This window comes from Sutterella megalosphaeroides, assembly GCF_003609995.1.
Taxonomy (GTDB): domain Bacteria; phylum Pseudomonadota; class Gammaproteobacteria; order Burkholderiales; family Burkholderiaceae_F; genus Sutterella; species Sutterella megalosphaeroides.
The window spans coordinates 2,118,728-2,135,837 of the sequence record NZ_AP018786.1; the positions used below are offsets into that span (position 1 = coordinate 2,118,728).

Here is a 17,110-nt window from a genome sequence, read left to right on the forward strand (position 1 = left end):
TTCTCCTTAGATTTTCAGTGAGAGCTGCAAGAGTCCAAGGCCCCACGCCCGACCTCTCCCAATCCCTCGTCCAACTGTCTCTATAAATTTCTCTTTTTCCTGAACCTTCAGGACACCGGATATTCTCGCCGTATGCAATGTAATTCGATTTCTTCCTTTATTAAAAATCAGAGGCCTAATACGATCAACATTCTTTTCTACTGCCTTAAATCCCGATCCTTCGGCTTTCATATCCAACCATTTCCCGATTTCCAACTCATCCCGAATAGGAATTCTTTGACCGGAACCTTTACAAACAAAAGGGTTTGCTACCAACGAAAATCTATAAGTCTCCTTATCAAAAAAAGATTCCAGTATAGGATTGGTGATTATCTTACAATCCTCCACCCCCGAGTTTCCGAAGTTTAAAACACATGGTGAGACTTTCGACAAGATGCGAATTTCTCTGCCAAAAATATGTTCTCCACAATCGACCCATTGGATACCAGAGGGCAACTCAGATCCTTGACCATCATAGCGATGCGGGAAGAGATCCATGACCAATCGATGCAACGAATAGGTATCTGTCACTTTCAAACGAATTTGCGCCATAGGCGACAGAATCATTTGTGTCGCATAGAGTTGCATCAGATATCCTCCTGTTCTTCAACAGTCCGGAAAAAATCCCGAGCCCATCGGATACGTACTCTTTCGTCATACCATTCCAGATCACGAAGTAGCGAAACATAATCCAGCTGCCCCGGGCATCTTGCTTGAATCAGACGAATTATGGGACGCAACACCAAAAGCGCGTCATCAACTCCATCTGTGGCCAATAGACGACGAAATCGAGGATCCGATGGAGGTTCTTTATTTGAGCCATCTTTTTTTATTCGTTTTTTTACTGCTAGTTGAAGTACTTTTCCAAGAGATAAAGAACCGGAGCCAACATCTTTTTCAGATGCCAACATACTAGCAACTAAAGTATAGATCTTTCGTTTTCTGTTGTCTGTCAAATCGATCCAGGGAGAAAGATACATGTAAATACATGCCTCCTGTTCCTGGCTAGCTGCTCGTCGCAAGGCCGACCGAGCGCCGTTCGATCTTTTACAAAGCTCGATCATATTTTGAACAAAAGCAGCTGCACGATTACTTGAAGTGCTCTCTGATTTCATTTCGCATCCTTTGTTTTCAAAAAAGGCCGATTTTTTGCCCAAGCCTCTAGCCTCTTAATACCAGGAATTTTTGGACACATTCGATCGAAAGATTTTCCAACTAATTCTCTTGTCTTTGCACGATAGGCTTTTACGTCCCCCGTATCGCACAAAATTTCAAGCTCATCCTTCAACTTATCGCATTCGAACCAGAAATTCTGTTCGGCTTGTTTTATTCTTTCGGGAAGATTTTTACCAATACGAAGATCACTCCAATAACTATTTGTTGCCTTACTAAGAAGTCCAACAAGTTTCTCAAGCCTTTTCATCTCCACATGATACCGAGCATAAGCCACCTCAGCACTTGATTCTTCATCGGGAAATTTAAAAACCTGAGATACAAATCCATCGTTAGCGGTCACGTATTGATCACCAGATTTATAGCTAACCTGAATCCCCAATGACCATACGCCTTTTCTTCCTTTTCGATCACGAACCGCTTCAGTTTGAACACAATGCCATCCTTTAGTTTCTTTCGAATAAAAGGGCAAAATCTCACCAATGTGACGCCACGGCAAACTGAAACACTTTGCGTCTAGAGTTTCAATTTTGCTTTTATTATTTTTCTTGGACGTCATGAACTCCCGAACAGAAACACTTGGCGGAACCATTCCCGGGCTCAAGTCTGGCCTCACACCATCAGTAACGATTACTCTATCACCCTGTATCAAGAAGAACCTGGATACTGGAAAGAGAAACTCGTACAGTGTAAAACGAAAATCTCCCTCATCATCCGGCAATCTCTCCCAAGCTGGAACCCCCATCCCCTTAATATATTTAACTTTATCGATATCTTCTTTTGTAAGAAGATTGTAGCGAAGCGTTTCAACCAAACCATCCGCCCAAGCAAAATTATGGAGATACCCATACATCCCTATAGTCAATGCCCTTCCAGTAGCTTTATTCTTAATCAATCCTTGCTGAAGAGTGATTGACTTGTCGTGATATTTTCCACCCCATGGAAATGCGACAAGACGCAGGATACTACATACTAGTTCCGAAACTGTTAAAGGAGAAGAACTTTCTCTTTCCGTTAAAATTGTTGTATTACCCGTTGAAACTCCAACTCTCAATTCAGACAAATTCCAGCTCTTTTCTGCCTTCATCGAACGGAGAGCAACATACTGCAGAAATGGTTTTTCCCCTTCCAAATCAAAAAGCGCTTCATGTTTATGCAAGTAATCCAGAACTTTCCGACGAAACACTTTCGACGTCAAATCCTGCCAATCTTCACGATACTCCAAGGCATCCTCACAGGCACGCTGCGTCAATGCGCGAAGAAACAGAAAGCACGCCAGCTGATCCGCGACCGGACCGCACAGTTCATATGCCTCATCGTTCTCGAAAAGTTCGTTCAGTGACACCGGGTCTCGCCCTGCCACGGGGATCCAGGGCTTGGTAAGTAAAGAGAACATGCGCTCCTCCTTTTATTTCTTGAAGTACTTTACCCCTCATTGCGTCAATCACTGACGCACACAAACTTCCTCTTCCGACAATTCCGTGAAAAGGCCCTCTCTTTTGGTATAGATCAAACGTCCTCGCACAGTCCTTACGCCCCGGATCTCGCCGCCGGGGGCCGCCAGGCCTACGGCCGTGCGATTTCGTCCGAATCGTGGCGATTCGGTGAGAAACTTTCTGAGCTTGGCGGGCAGCTCCGGCAACTCGTCTCGCACGAGGACGAAAGGGGTACGCACGAGCCGCTCTTCGCACCACAGCGTCAACTCCGCGCTTGATGCGTTCTCGGCAGGGAACTCCGTATCCAAAATCAGAAGCTCGTCCTCGGGCCCTTCGATCCAGCGCGTGCAGGGGACGCGATCCGAACCGCCCGAGATACTCATCTTCACCAACGCCGAGCCGCTCATCCGGAGCCGCTTCGCGTCTACGTCCTCAAGCAATCTGCGAATCGGCTCGGGAAGCTCGTCATCGTTGCCGTACGCGGTCTCAAGCAACTCGGAAATATCGTCAGGGAAGCAAATACGGTCCCGAGCCTCGAGAGCCCGGTAGGTTTTCCAGAGTACGTAAGGTGCGTAGATCACTCCCGATGTCCCAAACTCTCCGCGGGCGATCTCGTCGGGCCCGGGCACCAGAACGGTCATGCCCGGGATCGCGCACCCCGAGGGGCGCACGGTGCGCTCGTGCCTCCAGAGGCGCCCCATCCGTTGCAACACATGATCCATCGGCGCAATTCGAGTCACCAAGTAGTCGGCATCCAAGTCGAGGCTCATTTCCAAGACCTGCGTCCCCACAAGCAAAAGCCCCTTTTGCGAGCGTTCTTCGGCTTTCGGCGCAAAAGCTGCGGTCCAGCTCTCCTCAAGCGACAATCGCTCGACAGGCCGGAAGCGTCCGTGAAGCAGTCCGGACGGGATGACTTCAGAGAGACGACGAAAAACAGCCTGAGCGTCCCCGACCGTATTTTCAATCCACAGAACTCGTTCGCCTCGACGCACACGAGCAATAACGTCCTTTTCGACGACGGCTTGATCGTCAGTCACGCGCAGATGCACGTCAAGCTTGCGTTCGGAAGGCAAGACTCGAACGGTGTAAGACGATTCGGTCATCGCAGTCAGACGAATGGGACCGTCGGAGTTTTCTTCGACAACGCCTTTCGCCTCTTCACCGAGCAGTTCGTATCGAACTCTCCGTGTTAGGGTAGCGCTCAGAATAATGACGGTACACCCAAGCAACCTAAGCGTATGAACCACGGACTGCAAAATCGTCGTCGTATAAGCATCGTACGAATGAACTTCGTCGAAGACGACCACCTTCGGAACCAAGCCGGCCCATCGCACCGTATGGAATCGCACCGGCAGACCGGCCAAAAGACACTGGTCGATCGTACCGACCCCGAAATTGCCCAGAAGAGCTCTGCGCGGCGTGCTCGCCCACTCACCGCCCGCAGCGGCCTCCTTGCCCATCGCAGCCTCAAGCAGACGCGCCGCCTGATGAACCAGATTTACAGGAATATTGCTACTCGTCATTGTTCTCACCGCACGAGCAAACCTCGACCAGAGCGTCGTACTGGTGAGCTGTGTCGGCATGGCGAAGTAGATGCCTCGCGCTCGTCCGTCAGCAAGAGCTCGATACGCCAACCACAAGGCCGCTTCGGTCTTTCCATAACCCATCGGCGCTTCCAAAATATAGAGTCCGGGCCCGGCATAGAGTTCCCCCGCCTCTTTCTGAAAGGCACGCGGCTCGAAGCCGAAGAGGGCGCGGAAATCGAGCTCGCCTTCGACGCGAATCTTCTCGAACCCCGCCCGAGACACCAACGCTCTTGCTTTTTCGGCAACGTCGGCTTCTTCGAGCGGCTCCGAAACTTGCGAAGCTATCCAGTCCGCCAACGTGACCGTCCCGGCCCACAAGTCGAGCATCGCACGGCGAGCTTTTGACCGTGGCGGCCTCGGGAAACTGTCGATTCCGAGCTCGTGCTTGTACCAAGCCAACGCTTCCGCGCGATACTCCTGCCACAGCCTGCCGCCCGCCGCGACGTATTCGGCGGGGTCCTCCGCCTCTGCTGGTTCGTACCCGTGGTGGCGCTCGACGACCTCTCCGATCGCGCGCACCGATTCGTCTGCAACCGCGGTTCGACTGACGCACGGATGCGGCACTTCCTGGAGATCCGTGGGGAATCCTCGAAGGACCTCCGACCAATGCTTCACCTCGGTGCTCTCGGCGGGCAACGAATCGAGAAGCTTTTTCAGAAACAACGGGTTCATTTTGCCGACGTCGTGCGCAGCCGCCAAAAGCGCTCCTTCCTCGGGAATCACGCTTTCAAGCCCCATCACTCGACGAAGTTCCAGCCACACGCGCGCGGTCAGCAAGCCGTGATCCAAAACCGAAATCCCCAATCGCCTGCTCCCGCCCGTTTCAACTGTCTTTGCCGGAAACAACCGAACCACTTCTCGAACGCTCATCTTCTCTCCCCCCGTAACAGGTCTGCAAAGCAGTGTAGCCTCGCATCGACCGAAGCATTGCGCCTCCCCCTCGACGAGCTGCAACGCACCGAAAAGAGGGATCGGCTCCTCCCTTACGCGCGTAACCCCGCAGGCGATACTTCCTCCCAAACATCTTCTCAAGGGAGGAAACCCATGATCACCCGCCGAAACCTTCTTTGCACTTCGGGAGCCCTGCTGGCAACGACGCTTGCGGGGTGTGCCGCGACGCCCGCGTCCGTAGAGAGCACCGGCGCTGCTGACGATATCATCGCGCTGCCCTCGGGAAAAATCCGTGGGAGCGTTCGCAACGGCATTCGCGTCTTCCGAAACGTCCCCTTCGGTGCGAACCCCTACACGCCCGAACGCCGCTTCCGCCACTCGGTTCCGCCCGAACCCTGGACGGGCGTGCGCGACTGCACGAAACCGGGGGCGATTCCCCTGCAACCCGATCGCAACGGCCCGGGGATGATCGGAGGGGGTGATGCGCTCGTACTCAACCTCTGGGCGCCCGCGGGCGGCAAGGATCTGCCCGTCATGGTGTGGATTCCCGGAGGCGGCTCCACGAACTGCGACAACAACGATCTCCGTTTTGATGGCACGCGTTTCGCCGAGGACGGCGTCGTACTCGTTACGCTCAATTACCGCGTGAACGTCGACGGCTTTTTGAAGCTCGAAGACGGGGATGCGAACTGCGGCCTCTCGGACATGATCCTCGGCCTCAAGTGGGTACACGACAACATCGCGCTTTTCGGCGGCGACCCCAACCGCGTCACGGTCTTCGGTCAGTCCGCGGGCGGCACGCACACGACGAGCCTCATCGCCTCGCCCAAAACGAAAGGTCTCTTCTCTCAGGCAATCATTCAGAGTCCGTCGGCCGTCGCTCAGTGGCGCAACGAAGCCGATGCACGCAAGGCTGCGAAGCGTCTCGCCGACTTTCTCGGCGTTCCGCCCACTCGCGCGGGCTTTGCGTCGCTCACCAACGACGAACTCGTCGCCTTCAAGAAGTTGGTCGGCCAACTCTCGAAGGACCCCGACTGGTCGCTTTTCTCGCAGGGCAACACGGCGCTCTTCAAGCCTTATGTCGATCACGACATCCTGCAGGATCGCCCCGTCGACGCGATCCGCGCGGGAGCGGCTGCGGGCATTCGCGTGATCTCGGGTTGCACGAAGGAAGAGTGGCGCAATTACGTCGTTCCGAACGGCGCGATCGACCGCATCGGCTACGACGCCGTGAAGATGCTTACGGCAAGCCTCGGCCTTCCTTCGAGCATCGCCGAAGACTACCGCGCCGCGGGCCACGGCCGCACGACGGGCGAAGTCTTCACGCGCATGCAGGGCGACCTTATTTTCCGCATGCCCTGCAACCGACTGCTTGAATCGCTAGCAATCTCCGGTACCCCTGTTTGGGCTTATTCGTTCGAATGGGAAAGCCCCGTGACGGGGAAGACCGGGCAGAAGCGCGGTGCCGCTCATTCGAGCGACGTTTCTTTCGTCTTCGATACCATCGCCGCCCCGACTGCCGTTGCGATCAACGGCGCCGACGCGCCGCAAGCGTTGGCCGACGCCATGCACGGGGCTTGGGTGCGCTTTGCGAAGACGGGCAACCCGGGCTGGGAACCGTTCGACCTCGAATGTCGCGCCACGCGTCGCTTTGCCGATGAAGTGAGTACGGTGCTCGACCCGTGGGCGTTCGAGCGCAAGACGCTCATCGTTCCGTAAAGGTCGATCGACGACACACGGCGGCGTCCGACTTTGCGCTACGCTTCGGGTGTGGGTCCGACAACGGGCTCGCACCCGATTGTTTTTCCGCGCCCCTCAAATCGCGTTCGGTTCTCGCTAAAACATGTCAGCTCTCTACGACGATCCCGCCTTTTTCTCCGCCTACGCAGCCATGCCGCGCAGCCGACTCGGCCTTGCCGGCGCGCCCGAGTGGCACGCGCTGCATGCGCTTTTACCCGAAGCGAGAGGTCTTGACGTGCTCGATCTCGGTTGCGGCTACGGGTGGCACGCCGCGCACTTTGCGAGAGAAGGTGCACGCCGCGTTCTCGCTCTCGACGCCTCGAAGCGCATGCTTGAGCGTGCACGCACCGAAAATGCGGATCCTCGAATTGAGTACGAACCGTGCGACCTGAACGATCCCGAAGCCGTGAAAGCGCTTCCAGGGCGCGGTCCTTTCGACCTCGTACTCGCGTCGCTTGTCATTCACTACCTCGACGACTATCCGGGACTCGTGCGTGTCGTTCACAACACGTTGCGCCCCGGAGGAACTTTCGCCTTCAACGTCGAACATCCGGTCTTCACGGCGCAGGGCTCTCAAGACTGGATTTACGGACCCGGGGGCGAAATCGAGTACTTTCCCGTCGATCGCTACGCATTCGAGGGACCGCGTGAAACGAACTTCCTGGGGAACCGCGTACGCAAAGTTCATCGAACGCTCGGTACCTACTTGCAAACGCTCCTCGACGCGGGATTCGTGCTCCGGAACGTCGTCGAACCGAAGCCTCTTCCGGAAGCCGTCGCCGCAGACCCTCGACTGGCCGATGAGTTGCGCCGACCGATGATGCTGCTTGTTAGAGCCGATAAACCTGCGTGAGCGTCGGCCGACATTCAGTCGGCCGACCGAACGGGTTTACCGTTGCGCGGCGTCCTTCAGACGCTGCAACGCGTCGCGCCGACGCACCTCTTCGTCGCGACGGCGAACTTCATCTTCGCGATCCCGGCGATCCTTGCGCTTTTCTTCACGGTAGCGCTTGCGCCAGTACACCTCCCACTCCGACTCGTTGTAGCGGCGCCCGCGGTACTCATAAGTCCCGTCGCGATCGCGCTTCCAGTCGTTACGATACTCGTCGGCAAAGCGCTGCAACTGATCGCGGGAAACCTCCTCGAGAATGGTCCCGATCACCGTCTCGGCTGCTCGGACGGTTTGGGTTGAGAAAACTGCGGCGGCCGCAGCGGTGAGAAGTCGTCGTCGATTCGAGATCATTCGCCCTCCTTTTTTTGAGTGAATACTCACATTCAACGTAGTCGCTTCGCGGACGGAATACAACAAAGAGCCCGATCCGTCTGCATTGCCGACCTTGCAGTCAAACTTTTTCAGTCATAGGTGCTTTCTATGGCTTCTCCGAAATCCCCGTGAGGTCTCCCGGCTGACCCATATTATTGGACATAACAGAATTTCTCTCCGAAAGTTTTACCGAATATCAAAATCTCCGACTCGCCCCTCTGGATCAGGCATCGGATTTTTCCAGGAAAACCATCGATTATTTTTCTCACCCCGGATTTGCCCCCAACCGTCGACATATAAAACGAGCAAGTTCGCCGTTGGAAAAGACGTCTTCGCAGTGTCGAATGTTCATCCGAGCATCATTCAAAGTCAGACACCTCCGAACAGACTGTTTGCGGCATTGTTCCCCGACTGGTGTTTTTCCCGACCCCGAATTGGCACTCGACGCGGTAAGGTAGTCCTTCGGTCGCGCGCAGACCTGACCGCCGCCCGCACGGGCGACTGCCTGCGCCGCTTCTTTTCCGAATACTCGGAAAACGGAAATCACCGAACTTGTACCAACCATTCCCTTCAAAGGAGGCGGCGCTTTCCGCGCACCTGCGTGCGCGTCGTCGAAGCGCCGGAACGACTATGAATCTTCGTATCGCCGCCGCGGCTTTCTCGGCCGTTGCCATGCTCTGCAGCTCGGTCTACGCTCAGGAACCCGTCAACCCGCAGCCCGCCACGCCGCTCACCTACGAAAATCCCGCTTACCAGAAGATCACGCCCGACGTCGCGAAGAAGATGATGGAAGAAGGCGGCGTGGTCGTGATCGACGTGCGCGAGCCCAACGAATATGCCGAAGGCCACGTCAAGGGCGCCGTGAACGTTCCGCTCTCGACCCTGAAGCCCGGCGTCAAGCTCGAAGCCGCCCCCGACCTCAACCAGAAGGTGCTCGTGCAGTGCAAGTCGGGTGTTCGTGCCGAAAAGGCTTCGAAGATCCTCGTTGAATCGGGTTACAAGCACGTCTATAACTTCTACGGAACGAGCCAGTGGCCCTTCGGCCTTGTGAAGTAAGCATTAACTTGCTTTAACATCTCTGAAAAAAGCCCGAAGCGCTCCGGCGGTTCGGGCTTTTCGTTTCTATTTTCCTCACCGGACAAATCGTCTGGGTTTTTCGTGCAACCACTGCTCGAACGCTTCTCGGAGCGAAAAGCGCATGTACTCCGCGTGCGGCGAAAGTTCCATGCCTTTGCGCCGAAAAAACGACACGCTCAACGGCGCAAGCGGGAATGCTTCCTTGGGCAGTGCCTGCAGGCGCCCCTCGTACCGCGGGTCCTCCGCCGTACTGAGCGGCGAAAGGCTCAACGTTCGACGCCTTCCCTTGAGAGCGTCGATCCCATAAAAGTCGCATATGGTCAGACTCTTCGGCATGCCCGCACCGAATTTCACGAGCTCGCTCGTCAGAAAATCCTCGTCCTGAGCCGTGGACAACCACTCGCTTTCGGCAAAAAGACGACGCAGGTCCGCTCCGGGCTCGAAAATCGGATGCGACGGATGCGCGACCACGCCCTGATCGACCTCAAAGAGCCGCTCTTCGACGAGGCGTCCGAGCTCCTGATGTCGATAACGCCCTACGAGCAAAAGCGAGAGATCCAGCCGGTCGGTCAAGATGAGCGGCAGACAGTCCGAGAGGAAACCGCTAGAAAACACGATTTTCACGTCCGGAAATCTCGTGCGAAAACGCCCGACCGCTTCGGCGAGCACCTCGGGTTGCAAGACGGGCGTGACCGCAAGCCGCAACGTGGGCCGCGTGCCCGCCACGATCGCCTCCACCGCCGCGGTCGCCCGATCCGAATTCGTGGCGATCGTTTCCGCATAGGGGAGAAGTTCCAAGCCCGCCCGATTCAAGCGCAACCCGTTCGAACCGCGGTCGAAAAGCTCGGCTCCCAAATCGGCCTCGAGCCCGGAGATCGCTTTGGCGACCGTCGATTGCGTCAGCGAGAGACGGGCGGCTGCCGCACGCACGCTTCCGGTATGCACGACAGCAAGAAACGCCTTGATCTGACGAATTTTCATAAACTCGGCTGAATTTGACTGAAGTCGACCTCCTCTGACGGGAGAGTTGGCCCGGATGATCGAAAATTATCGCCTTTTTTCACGCACCGGGGCGACGGGTGCGAACAAGGGCGCTCCGCCCGTGGAAGCGCCCTTGTGTCATCTGCCGGAGTCGGGACGCATGGTCGACGTGCGCCCGGTTGCGATTCACACCGCGGCCAATTCCCGACCGACGAGCCACCCCCAGGTCGCCGCGCGACCCGCGCAGAAGCCGCCGATGAGATTCGGATAGGTGTTCGCAAAGAACGATCCGCTGTCCTGACCGATCACGTAGAGCCCCGGAATGAAATTGCCCTCGGTATCGATCGCCCGCATGTGCGTGTCGATCTGAATGCCGTCGAGCGTACAAAGCGAGTACCCGGCGTTCTTCACCCCGTAGTAAGGCGCCTTCTCAAGCGGGGCGAGTCGGAACGCTTCCTTACCGAAGTCTTCGTCGACGCCCTTGTGCGCCAATTCGTTGTAGCGCTTCACGGTGGCGGCGAGTTTCTCGGGAGGCAGATGCAACTTGCGCGCGAGCTCCTCGATCGTGTCGGCCTTCTGAACGAACCCCTGGTCGATCAGCTGCGGCAAAACCGTTGACTCGATGAACTGCCACTCAAAAATCGGTCGGGCTCCGTTCGCGTGCGGATGCAGTCGGGCGCAGCCCGCCATGCACGTCTTCTGGACGAAATCGGTCCAGGTCGCATCGAAAATCGAATAGTGGCAGTGTCCTTTCTGATACTCGTCCGCGTGAAGAATTCCTTCGTAGGTGCCCGACTCGTTGAAGAAGCGCTCCCCGTCGGCATTCACTTTGAGCCACGGCTGACTGCCCGGCCAGAAGGTACCCATGTCGGTCTTTTTCATCGCCTCGATGCCGGGCTCCTGGTCCGGGCGCAACGCGCTGCGGTCGAACTGCGCCATCGAGTGCGTCTCGTCCATCTTGGCGCCCACCCAGAGGCAGGCGCGGATCCCGTCACCGAGTGCCCCCGGCATCGACTTGTTGCCGCCGAGGATACGAAGGTTCCAGGGTTGAAGCGCTTCGAGCATCGCGTAGTTGCGGCAGTAGCCGCCCGTGGCGATCACCGTTCCCTTCTTCGCGCGATACCGTACGAGTTTGCCGTCCGCATTGCGGGCGATGCACCCCGTTACGCGTCCGTCGACGCGTTCGAGTTTGAGCATCGTGGTGTTGTAGTGAAACTCGGCTCCGTGCTTGACCGCATAGTCGTAGAGCACGGCATTGCCGTTCAAGCGCTTGCCGCCCTTTTCGTCCTCCCAGCGCGCCAGGGGCCACTTCGGCGTATGGCACGACGGCCAGGCCGGATAGCGCGACTCGGCGGGAGAGTCGACCGTTTCATGCCAAAGTTCGACGCCGCGCTCGGCCAGGCGGTCGCCGTACCAATTCATGACTTCGCCCGAGCGGTCGACAAAGGTCTTGAGGAGTCGCTGATCGACGTGCCCGCCCGCGGTTTTCGTCGCATAAGCGATGAAGTCGAACTTGTCGATCTTCGTTCCCCACTTTTGCTGGTAGCGCGAATCGATGGCGGCAAAGCCTTCGCGCACGCCCGTGCCGACGGCAAATCGGTCGATGCCGATGACGCGGGCGCCCTGCTCTGCTGCCGACGCCACGGCAAACATACCGCTCGTGCCGCAGCCGACAACGAGAACCTCCGTCTCGATCGTCGACACGATGTCTTTTTCATCGATGGAGGGAGGCTTGCCGAGCCAGTCGCCGGAGTCCGCCTCGTCGGACTTCGCGTCGTGCTTCACGACCTCGACGGGAATTTCGCCCTTCGCCTGCGCGACGCACTTCGCAGCCGCGCGAGAGACGGCGTCCGACGTGACGGTAGCTCCCGAGACCGCATCGACCGATGCGGTTTGCTTTTCCATGAGCAGAGCCTTGAGTTTGCTTGCGGCGGCCTGCCCGATCGAAGGGGTCTCACCCGAAGCGTCGATCACGACGTCGGTGATTCGATTCGCATCGAACGTCATCGTGACGGTTACGTCTCCGGCAATGCCGGAGGCTTTCGCCGTGTACGTACCGGGCGTGTAAATTCGGGCGGGGGCGGCATGCAACAGCGAAGCGGCGGCAGCCGCTCCGGTCGCGACGCCGGCGCGCAAAAGATTGCGACGAGTCAATGCGGTCATGAAACTTCTCCTTGGGTGTGGTCGACCGGACGTTTTCACAGTCCGGTTTCAACGATCATACGATGCGGTTGCGCCGCACCCCGCGGAAGTTTTTTCGCCCCGTTCGCCGAAAGCGAACGCACTCGTTCGCGCTTTTCAGGCTTCGAAGCTAATTGTTTACTTCAGCGCCCCGTCACGTTCGCCACCGTCGAGCGCCGAAACATGAGCATCTCCCGAAAAGAGCCGTGCAACGCGGTCGGAGGCCATGATGGCGCCGCGCGCGAGAACGAGCGAAACAAGCACCGTGAGGGCGATCCACACCCAAAAGCCCGCGCGGCCTTCGGCGCGCAACATCGTGCTTCCCTTCATCGCGAAAAAGAGCGCCGCGAGGATCACGCACCCGGAAAAGACGGTCGTCAAAATCCCCGCGACAAGGTCGCGGCGACTCCCCGCCTCGACGACGATGGAGGGCTTCGCGGGATCGAACCGTACGAGAACCGTCTCGCCCGGCTTTCGGACGTCACCCTCTTCGCGCGACGTCAGAAAGCGCGCTTCTACGGTGCGACCCGGTTCGGGTTCGTAACGAACGACTTCGTAATAGACGAGCCGCGTCATTTCGCGGTCGTCGTGGCGGTAGCGCCGCTCCTCGACGTCGACGCGCACGATTTCGGCTTCGGCGGTAAGGCCCGAGCGCGCGAGCGTAAGGTCGGTCTTCACGAGCTGCGCTCCGTAAAGCAGCCCGTAGATACCGAGGAGAACAAAGAGACACGAGGCAACGTAAAACAGGGCGGGCATCCACATGGGTTTTCTCTTTCGATCGTCCCGCAAGCGGGGAGTCGCCTGCGGAGTCTTGGACGCACGACCGCGCCGAGCCTTCGCCTGCAGGTAGGCGAACCCGAAAAAAAGCAAAAGGCCGATGAGCGTCAGGGTGAATTTCATTGCGAGGAGCTCTGCGGGGAAGCACGAAAAAAGTCGATGCCTAATCTTCGCACGTTGCGAGGGCGGCGCGCGGTTTTTCAAAGCAGCCCATAAGTTCGAGCTTCTTGCAATCAGAAGCTTTGCGACCTTTTCCTGCATGCCCCCGGCTCGGTACGCTTTTCTCCGACGTACCGAGCCCTTAGCGTCTCGGGCGCCTTTCCCATTCACGACCGCGGTCGGGCAACACCGGCCGCACGACCGGAAAGACACGATGACATTCACCCCGGAAGAAGAGCGCTTCACCGACGTGATGGCGCAATTTACGGCGTATTTCGGCAAACATTTGCCCGACGACGTCATGGAAAAACTCAAGCGGCTTCGCGAGGAACAAACCTCCGACATCGCCCGGCTCATTTACGACGCCATGTTCGAGGACCTGGCCATGGCCGCCGAGCGCGACGTGCCCTGCTGTCAGGATACGGGCGTCATTCAGTACTACGTGCGGCTCGGTGCGGACTTTCCCGTTCGGAACGGCCTCGAAGCGTGCCTGCGCGAGGCGGTGCGCCGTGCGACGACGAGCGCCCCGTTGCGCCACAACGCCGTGCAGATTTTCGACGAGAAAAATACGGGCGACAACGTTGGCGTCCGCATCCCCTGGATCGACCTTGAACTCGTCCCCGATTCGGACGAATGCACGATTTACGGCTATATGGCCGGGGGCGGCTGCTCGCTGCCCGGCGCGGCGAAGGTGTTGATGCCCGTTGAAGGCTATGAGGCGATCGTGGAGTTCGTCTTCGACACGATCTGCGAGCGGGGCGTCAATGCGTGTCCCCCGCTTTTGCTCGGGATCGGCATCGCGGGTTCGGTCGACGTGGCCGCCACGCTCGCCAAGCGCGCGCTCATGCGCCCGGCAGGCTCGCACATCGACAACGCGCGCGGAGCCGAATTCGAGCGCATGCTCGCCGAGGGGCTCGACCGCCTCGACATCGGCCCGGGCGGCCTTACGGGGCGCAAAACCGTGATGGGCGTCAACGTCGAAGTCGCGGCCCGTCATCCGTCGTGCCTGGCGGTTTCCGTGCAAACGGGCTGCTGGGCGCATCGCCGCGCGGCCATTCGTTTCAAGAGCGACCTCTCCTTCGAGGTTCTTACGCACAAGGGGGCTCTATGTTGAAAAAAGTTTTGACGACGCCCGTGCGGGCCGAAGACATCGAAGACCTGCGCATCGGCGACGTGATCTATCTTACGGGCACGCTCGTCACGGCGCGCGACGACGCGCACATGCGCCTCGTGAAGCAGGGCCGCAAGCTGCCCGTCGACCTCGACGGTCTCGCCATTTTCCACGCGGGTCCCATCATGGTGCCCTGCCCGCCCGAGGAACACTCGGGCAGCGGCTACAAGGTCGTTTCGATCGGCCCGACCACGTCGATGCGCATGGAAAAGTTCGAGCGCGAATTCATAGCCGAAACGGGCGTGAAGGTGATCGTCGGCAAGGGCGGCATGGGTGCGGGCACGGTCGAAGGGTGCCGCACGCACAAGGCGTTGCACTGCGTCTTCCCGGGCGGCTGCGCGGTGCTGGCCGCCTCGAAGGTCGAAGAGGTGACGGCACTCCACTGGCCCGAACTCGGCATGCCCGAAGCCATGTGGGTGATGCGCGTTCACGAGTTCGGTCCGCTCATCGTCTCGATCGACACGAAGGGCGGCAATCTCTTCGAGGAAAACAAGCGGACGTTTGCCGAACGCAAGCAGCCGATCGTCCGTGAAATCTCGGAGAAGGTCGATTATTTCGACTGAGCGTCCGAGCGCTTTTTCAAGGCCGTCCGAGAGGTATGTCGGGCGGCCTTTTCGTTCTCCGCCGGGGCCGCTTCGGAATGCTTTCGCATCACCGCAAGGAATGCCTCGGCCGCCTTCGAAACGTAGCGGCTCATGCGAGACGCTGCATAGACGACGCGTTCGGGCATGTCGGGTTCGAGCGTGAAAAACCGTATCTCGGCGCTCGTACGGCGCGCGAGCGTATCGGGAACGATCGTCGCACCGAGACCCGCCGCGGCGAGCGCGAGCGCCGCGGCAAGCGACTCGCTCTCAAGAACCACCCGAGGGGTCGCACCCGTACGGCGTTGAAGCTCGAGCGCGACGTCGTGCAAGTGCTGTCCGGGCTTCATGCGGATGAAGGGGCGACCGTCCAGGCGCGAGAACGGAAAGTGCGCACGCCCGTCGGCGTCCCGCTCAGGGAGCCAACCGTCGAGCACCGGGTTTTCCGGGTCGACGGCAAGCAGAAACCGCTCGCGAAACAAGGGCGTGAGCTTCAAGTCCGAGGTATCCGACGGTTCGACGAGAATGGAAAGATCGGTACGTCCCTCGCGCGCCGCGCGCTCGAGTTCGGCCGTCGTCCCCTCGACGAGTTCAAGTTCGACGTCCGGGTACGCGCGTCGAAAGGCAGGAAGCACGTCCGCAAGCAGGATCGTTTCGCGAAATTCGGAAACCCCGAGCCGCAAAGTCCCGCGCACGCCCGAAGCCAGGTCGGCAAGCTCGCGTCGACATTCATCGCGCTCGCGCTCGATGCGCTGTTCGGCCCGAAGAATGCGCTCGCCCGCGGCCGTCAAACTCAACGGCCGCGACGAGCGATCCAGCACTTCGAATCCCCAGGCCCGCTCGATGCGGGCAAGCGTCTGCGAGAGACCCGACTGCGTGACCCCCAACTCCCGCGCCGCGCGGGTGATGCTCGCCGAACGGGCAAGCGTTTCGAGAATCCGTACGGTCGATTCGGCCACGAGCGTCGTCCGAAAAGGTCGCTCAGGGCAGAAACGCCTTCACGGCCTCGGCCTCAAGGGCGAGTTCGGCGACGTTGCGCTCGATCCGGGCGCGAAGCGCTTCGGAAATCTCAAGACCCTCAACGGGACGCGCCACGCCGTTTTCCGTGCGGCAGGGGAAACCGAACACCATCCCTTCGGGAACGCCGTACTCCCCTTCGGAGGGAACCGCCATCGTCACCCAGCGTTCGCCCGAACCGAGCGCCCAGTCGCGCATGTGGTCGATTGCGGCGGAAGCGGCCGAAGCCGCGGAACTCGCGCCGCGCGCGGCGAGAATCGCGCCGCCCCGCTTCGCGACGACGGGTTCGAACTCGTCGGCAAGCCACGCGGCCTCAAGGCGCCCCGCCACCGGTTCGCCCTTCGCGGTCGCAAACGAGACGTCGGCCGCCATCGTCGGGCTGTGGTTCCCCCAAACGGCAACGCGCTCGATGTCGGCCACGCGACAGCCGAGCTTTTTCGCGAGTTGCGCTTCGGCGCGATTCTGATCGAGCCGCATGAGGGCGGAGAAATTGCGCGCGGCAAGATCCGGTGCGTTTTTCATCGCGATCATCGCGTTCGTGTTGCAGGGGTTCCCCACAACGAGCACCTTCACGTCGCGCGAGGCCGAGGCGTTGAGGGCGCGCCCCTGCTCCATGAAAATCCGGGCGTTGGCTTCGAGCAAATCGGCGCGCTCCATTCCCGGTGCGCGCGGACGGGCGCCTACGAGAAGCGCGTAGTCCGCGTCGCGGAACGCTTCGACCGGATCGCGAAAGGCCGAGAGCCCGTGAAGAAGCGGGAACGCGCAGTCTTCGAGCTCCATCATGGTGCCCGTAAGGCGGGCGCTCGACGCGGACTCGGCGCGCTCGAGAAGCCGCAGCTCCACGGGTTGGTCGGCCCCGAGCATGGCCCCCGAAGCGATGCGGAAAAGAAGCGAGTAGCCGATCTGGCCGGCCGGGCCCGTGACGGCCACGCGAACGGTTTTTTTCGTGGTTTCCATGGAATGCTCTCCTTTGAGCGAAGCCGCTCGTCTTCGGGCGAGCGGCGCGGGACTGGTGATGGTCGGAGTGCCGTGACGTG

At 59.0% G+C, this 17,110-nt stretch carries 15 protein-coding genes; 5 read left to right on the plus strand and 10 right to left on the minus strand.

Going from position 1 to position 17,110, the window contains the following annotated elements; all coding sequences use genetic code 11:
* Positions 1–6: 6 nt before the first annotated feature.
* From cas6e to cas3, 4 genes are read right to left on the minus strand one after another with little or no spacing between them, the layout of a single operon-like run.
* Positions 7–627, minus strand: coding sequence for a type I-E CRISPR-associated protein Cas6/Cse3/CasE (gene cas6e, locus S6FBBBH3_RS08410; protein WP_120177322.1), 621 nt, complete (start codon positions 625–627; stop codon positions 7–9).
* Positions 627–1,154, minus strand: a complete 528-nt coding sequence (gene casB / locus S6FBBBH3_RS08415) for a type I-E CRISPR-associated protein Cse2/CasB (RefSeq protein WP_120177323.1) — start codon at positions 1,152–1,154, stop codon at positions 627–629. Before casB ends, cas6e begins: the two co-directional genes overlap by 1 nt.
* Positions 1,151–2,608, minus strand: coding sequence for a type I-E CRISPR-associated protein Cse1/CasA (gene casA / locus S6FBBBH3_RS08420; RefSeq protein ID WP_120177324.1), 1,458 nt, complete (start codon positions 2,606–2,608; stop codon positions 1,151–1,153). The genes casB and casA overlap by 4 nt, the downstream gene beginning before the upstream one ends.
* A gap of 48 nt (positions 2,609–2,656) precedes the next feature.
* On the minus strand, positions 2,657–5,104 hold the full coding sequence (gene cas3, locus S6FBBBH3_RS08425; RefSeq protein WP_120177877.1) for a CRISPR-associated helicase Cas3': 2,448 nt from the start codon (positions 5,102–5,104) through the stop codon (positions 2,657–2,659).
* Between the two features lie 174 nt (positions 5,105–5,278).
* On the opposite strand from cas3, the gene S6FBBBH3_RS08430 reads away from it, so the two are divergent.
* Positions 5,279–6,844, plus strand: coding sequence for a carboxylesterase/lipase family protein (locus tag S6FBBBH3_RS08430; RefSeq protein ID WP_170143901.1), 1,566 nt, complete (start codon positions 5,279–5,281; stop codon positions 6,842–6,844).
* 124 nt (positions 6,845–6,968) lie between these two features.
* The gene (locus tag S6FBBBH3_RS08435) at positions 6,969–7,718 is read left to right on the plus strand and encodes a class I SAM-dependent methyltransferase (RefSeq protein ID WP_120177326.1); all 750 of its coding nucleotides are present in this window, start codon (positions 6,969–6,971) and stop codon (positions 7,716–7,718) included.
* Between the two features lie 36 nt (positions 7,719–7,754).
* On the opposite strand, the gene S6FBBBH3_RS08440 is transcribed toward S6FBBBH3_RS08435, so the two are convergent.
* Positions 7,755–8,108 (minus strand): hypothetical protein, encoded by a 354-nt coding sequence (locus S6FBBBH3_RS08440; protein WP_120177327.1) that lies wholly within the window; start codon positions 8,106–8,108, stop codon positions 7,755–7,757.
* A 651-nt stretch (positions 8,109–8,759) separates the two neighbouring features.
* On the opposite strand from S6FBBBH3_RS08440, the gene S6FBBBH3_RS08445 reads away from it, so the two are divergent.
* Positions 8,760–9,185: a rhodanese-like domain-containing protein gene (locus tag S6FBBBH3_RS08445; protein WP_120177328.1), complete on the plus strand. Its 426-nt coding sequence runs from the start codon at positions 8,760–8,762 to the stop codon at positions 9,183–9,185.
* A gap of 75 nt (positions 9,186–9,260) precedes the next feature.
* Here the strand turns inward: S6FBBBH3_RS08445 and S6FBBBH3_RS08450 are convergent, their stop codons facing one another.
* The 3 genes from S6FBBBH3_RS08450 to S6FBBBH3_RS11125 form a co-directional block, all read right to left on the minus strand.
* Entirely contained in the window at positions 9,261–10,187 is a 927-nt protein-coding gene (locus S6FBBBH3_RS08450) for a LysR family transcriptional regulator (protein WP_120177329.1), read from the minus strand.
* Positions 10,188–10,373: 186 nt separating this feature from the next.
* A complete protein-coding gene (locus S6FBBBH3_RS08455) occupies positions 10,374–12,350 on the minus strand; it encodes an FAD-dependent oxidoreductase (protein ID WP_120177330.1) in 1,977 nt (658 codons plus the stop codon).
* Positions 12,351–12,506: 156 nt separating this feature from the next.
* Positions 12,507–13,130 (minus strand): DUF3592 domain-containing protein, encoded by a 624-nt coding sequence (locus S6FBBBH3_RS11125; protein WP_170143902.1) that lies wholly within the window; start codon positions 13,128–13,130, stop codon positions 12,507–12,509.
* Between the two features lie 388 nt (positions 13,131–13,518).
* Between S6FBBBH3_RS11125 and ttdA the strand changes: the two genes are divergently transcribed.
* Entirely contained in the window at positions 13,519–14,418 is a 900-nt protein-coding gene (gene ttdA, locus S6FBBBH3_RS08465) for a L(+)-tartrate dehydratase subunit alpha (RefSeq protein WP_120177331.1), read from the plus strand.
* The gene (ttdB, locus tag S6FBBBH3_RS08470; protein WP_120177879.1) at positions 14,415–15,038 is read left to right on the plus strand and encodes a L(+)-tartrate dehydratase subunit beta; all 624 of its coding nucleotides are present in this window, start codon (positions 14,415–14,417) and stop codon (positions 15,036–15,038) included. Before ttdA ends, ttdB begins: the two co-directional genes overlap by 4 nt.
* Here the strand turns inward: ttdB and S6FBBBH3_RS08475 are convergent.
* Together S6FBBBH3_RS08475 and S6FBBBH3_RS08480 are read right to left on the minus strand one after the other, a co-directional pair.
* Positions 15,026–16,015, minus strand: a complete 990-nt coding sequence (locus tag S6FBBBH3_RS08475) for a LysR family transcriptional regulator (RefSeq protein WP_120177332.1) — start codon at positions 16,013–16,015, stop codon at positions 15,026–15,028. The genes ttdB and S6FBBBH3_RS08475 overlap by 13 nt on opposite strands.
* A gap of 22 nt (positions 16,016–16,037) precedes the next feature.
* A complete protein-coding gene (locus S6FBBBH3_RS08480) occupies positions 16,038–17,030 on the minus strand; it encodes a malate dehydrogenase (protein WP_120177333.1) in 993 nt (330 codons plus the stop codon).
* Positions 17,031–17,110: the final 80 nt, after the last annotated feature.

Coding starts and splice junctions, on each gene's coding strand:
- cas6e (WP_120177322.1), bottom strand. CDS start 627: ATGCAACTCTATGCGACACAAATGATTCTGTCGCCTATGGCGCAAATT.
- casB (WP_120177323.1), bottom strand. CDS start 1,154: ATGAAATCAGAGAGCACTTCAAGTAATCGTGCAGCTGCTTTTGTTCAA.
- casA (WP_120177324.1), bottom strand. CDS start 2,608: ATGTTCTCTTTACTTACCAAGCCCTGGATCCCCGTGGCAGGGCGAGAC.
- cas3 (WP_120177877.1), bottom strand. CDS start 5,104: ATGAGCGTTCGAGAAGTGGTTCGGTTGTTTCCGGCAAAGACAGTTGAA.
- S6FBBBH3_RS08430 (WP_170143901.1), top strand. CDS start 5,279: ATGATCACCCGCCGAAACCTTCTTTGCACTTCGGGAGCCCTGCTGGCA.
- S6FBBBH3_RS08435 (WP_120177326.1), top strand. CDS start 6,969: ATGTCAGCTCTCTACGACGATCCCGCCTTTTTCTCCGCCTACGCAGCC.
- S6FBBBH3_RS08440 (WP_120177327.1), bottom strand. CDS start 8,108: ATGATCTCGAATCGACGACGACTTCTCACCGCTGCGGCCGCCGCAGTT.
- S6FBBBH3_RS08445 (WP_120177328.1), top strand. CDS start 8,760: ATGAATCTTCGTATCGCCGCCGCGGCTTTCTCGGCCGTTGCCATGCTC.
- S6FBBBH3_RS08450 (WP_120177329.1), bottom strand. CDS start 10,187: ATGAAAATTCGTCAGATCAAGGCGTTTCTTGCTGTCGTGCATACCGGA.
- S6FBBBH3_RS08455 (WP_120177330.1), bottom strand. CDS start 12,350: ATGACCGCATTGACTCGTCGCAATCTTTTGCGCGCCGGCGTCGCGACC.
- S6FBBBH3_RS11125 (WP_170143902.1), bottom strand. CDS start 13,130: ATGTGGATGCCCGCCCTGTTTTACGTTGCCTCGTGTCTCTTTGTTCTC.
- ttdA (WP_120177331.1), top strand. CDS start 13,519: ATGACATTCACCCCGGAAGAAGAGCGCTTCACCGACGTGATGGCGCAA.
- S6FBBBH3_RS08480 (WP_120177333.1), bottom strand. CDS start 17,030: ATGGAAACCACGAAAAAAACCGTTCGCGTGGCCGTCACGGGCCCGGCC.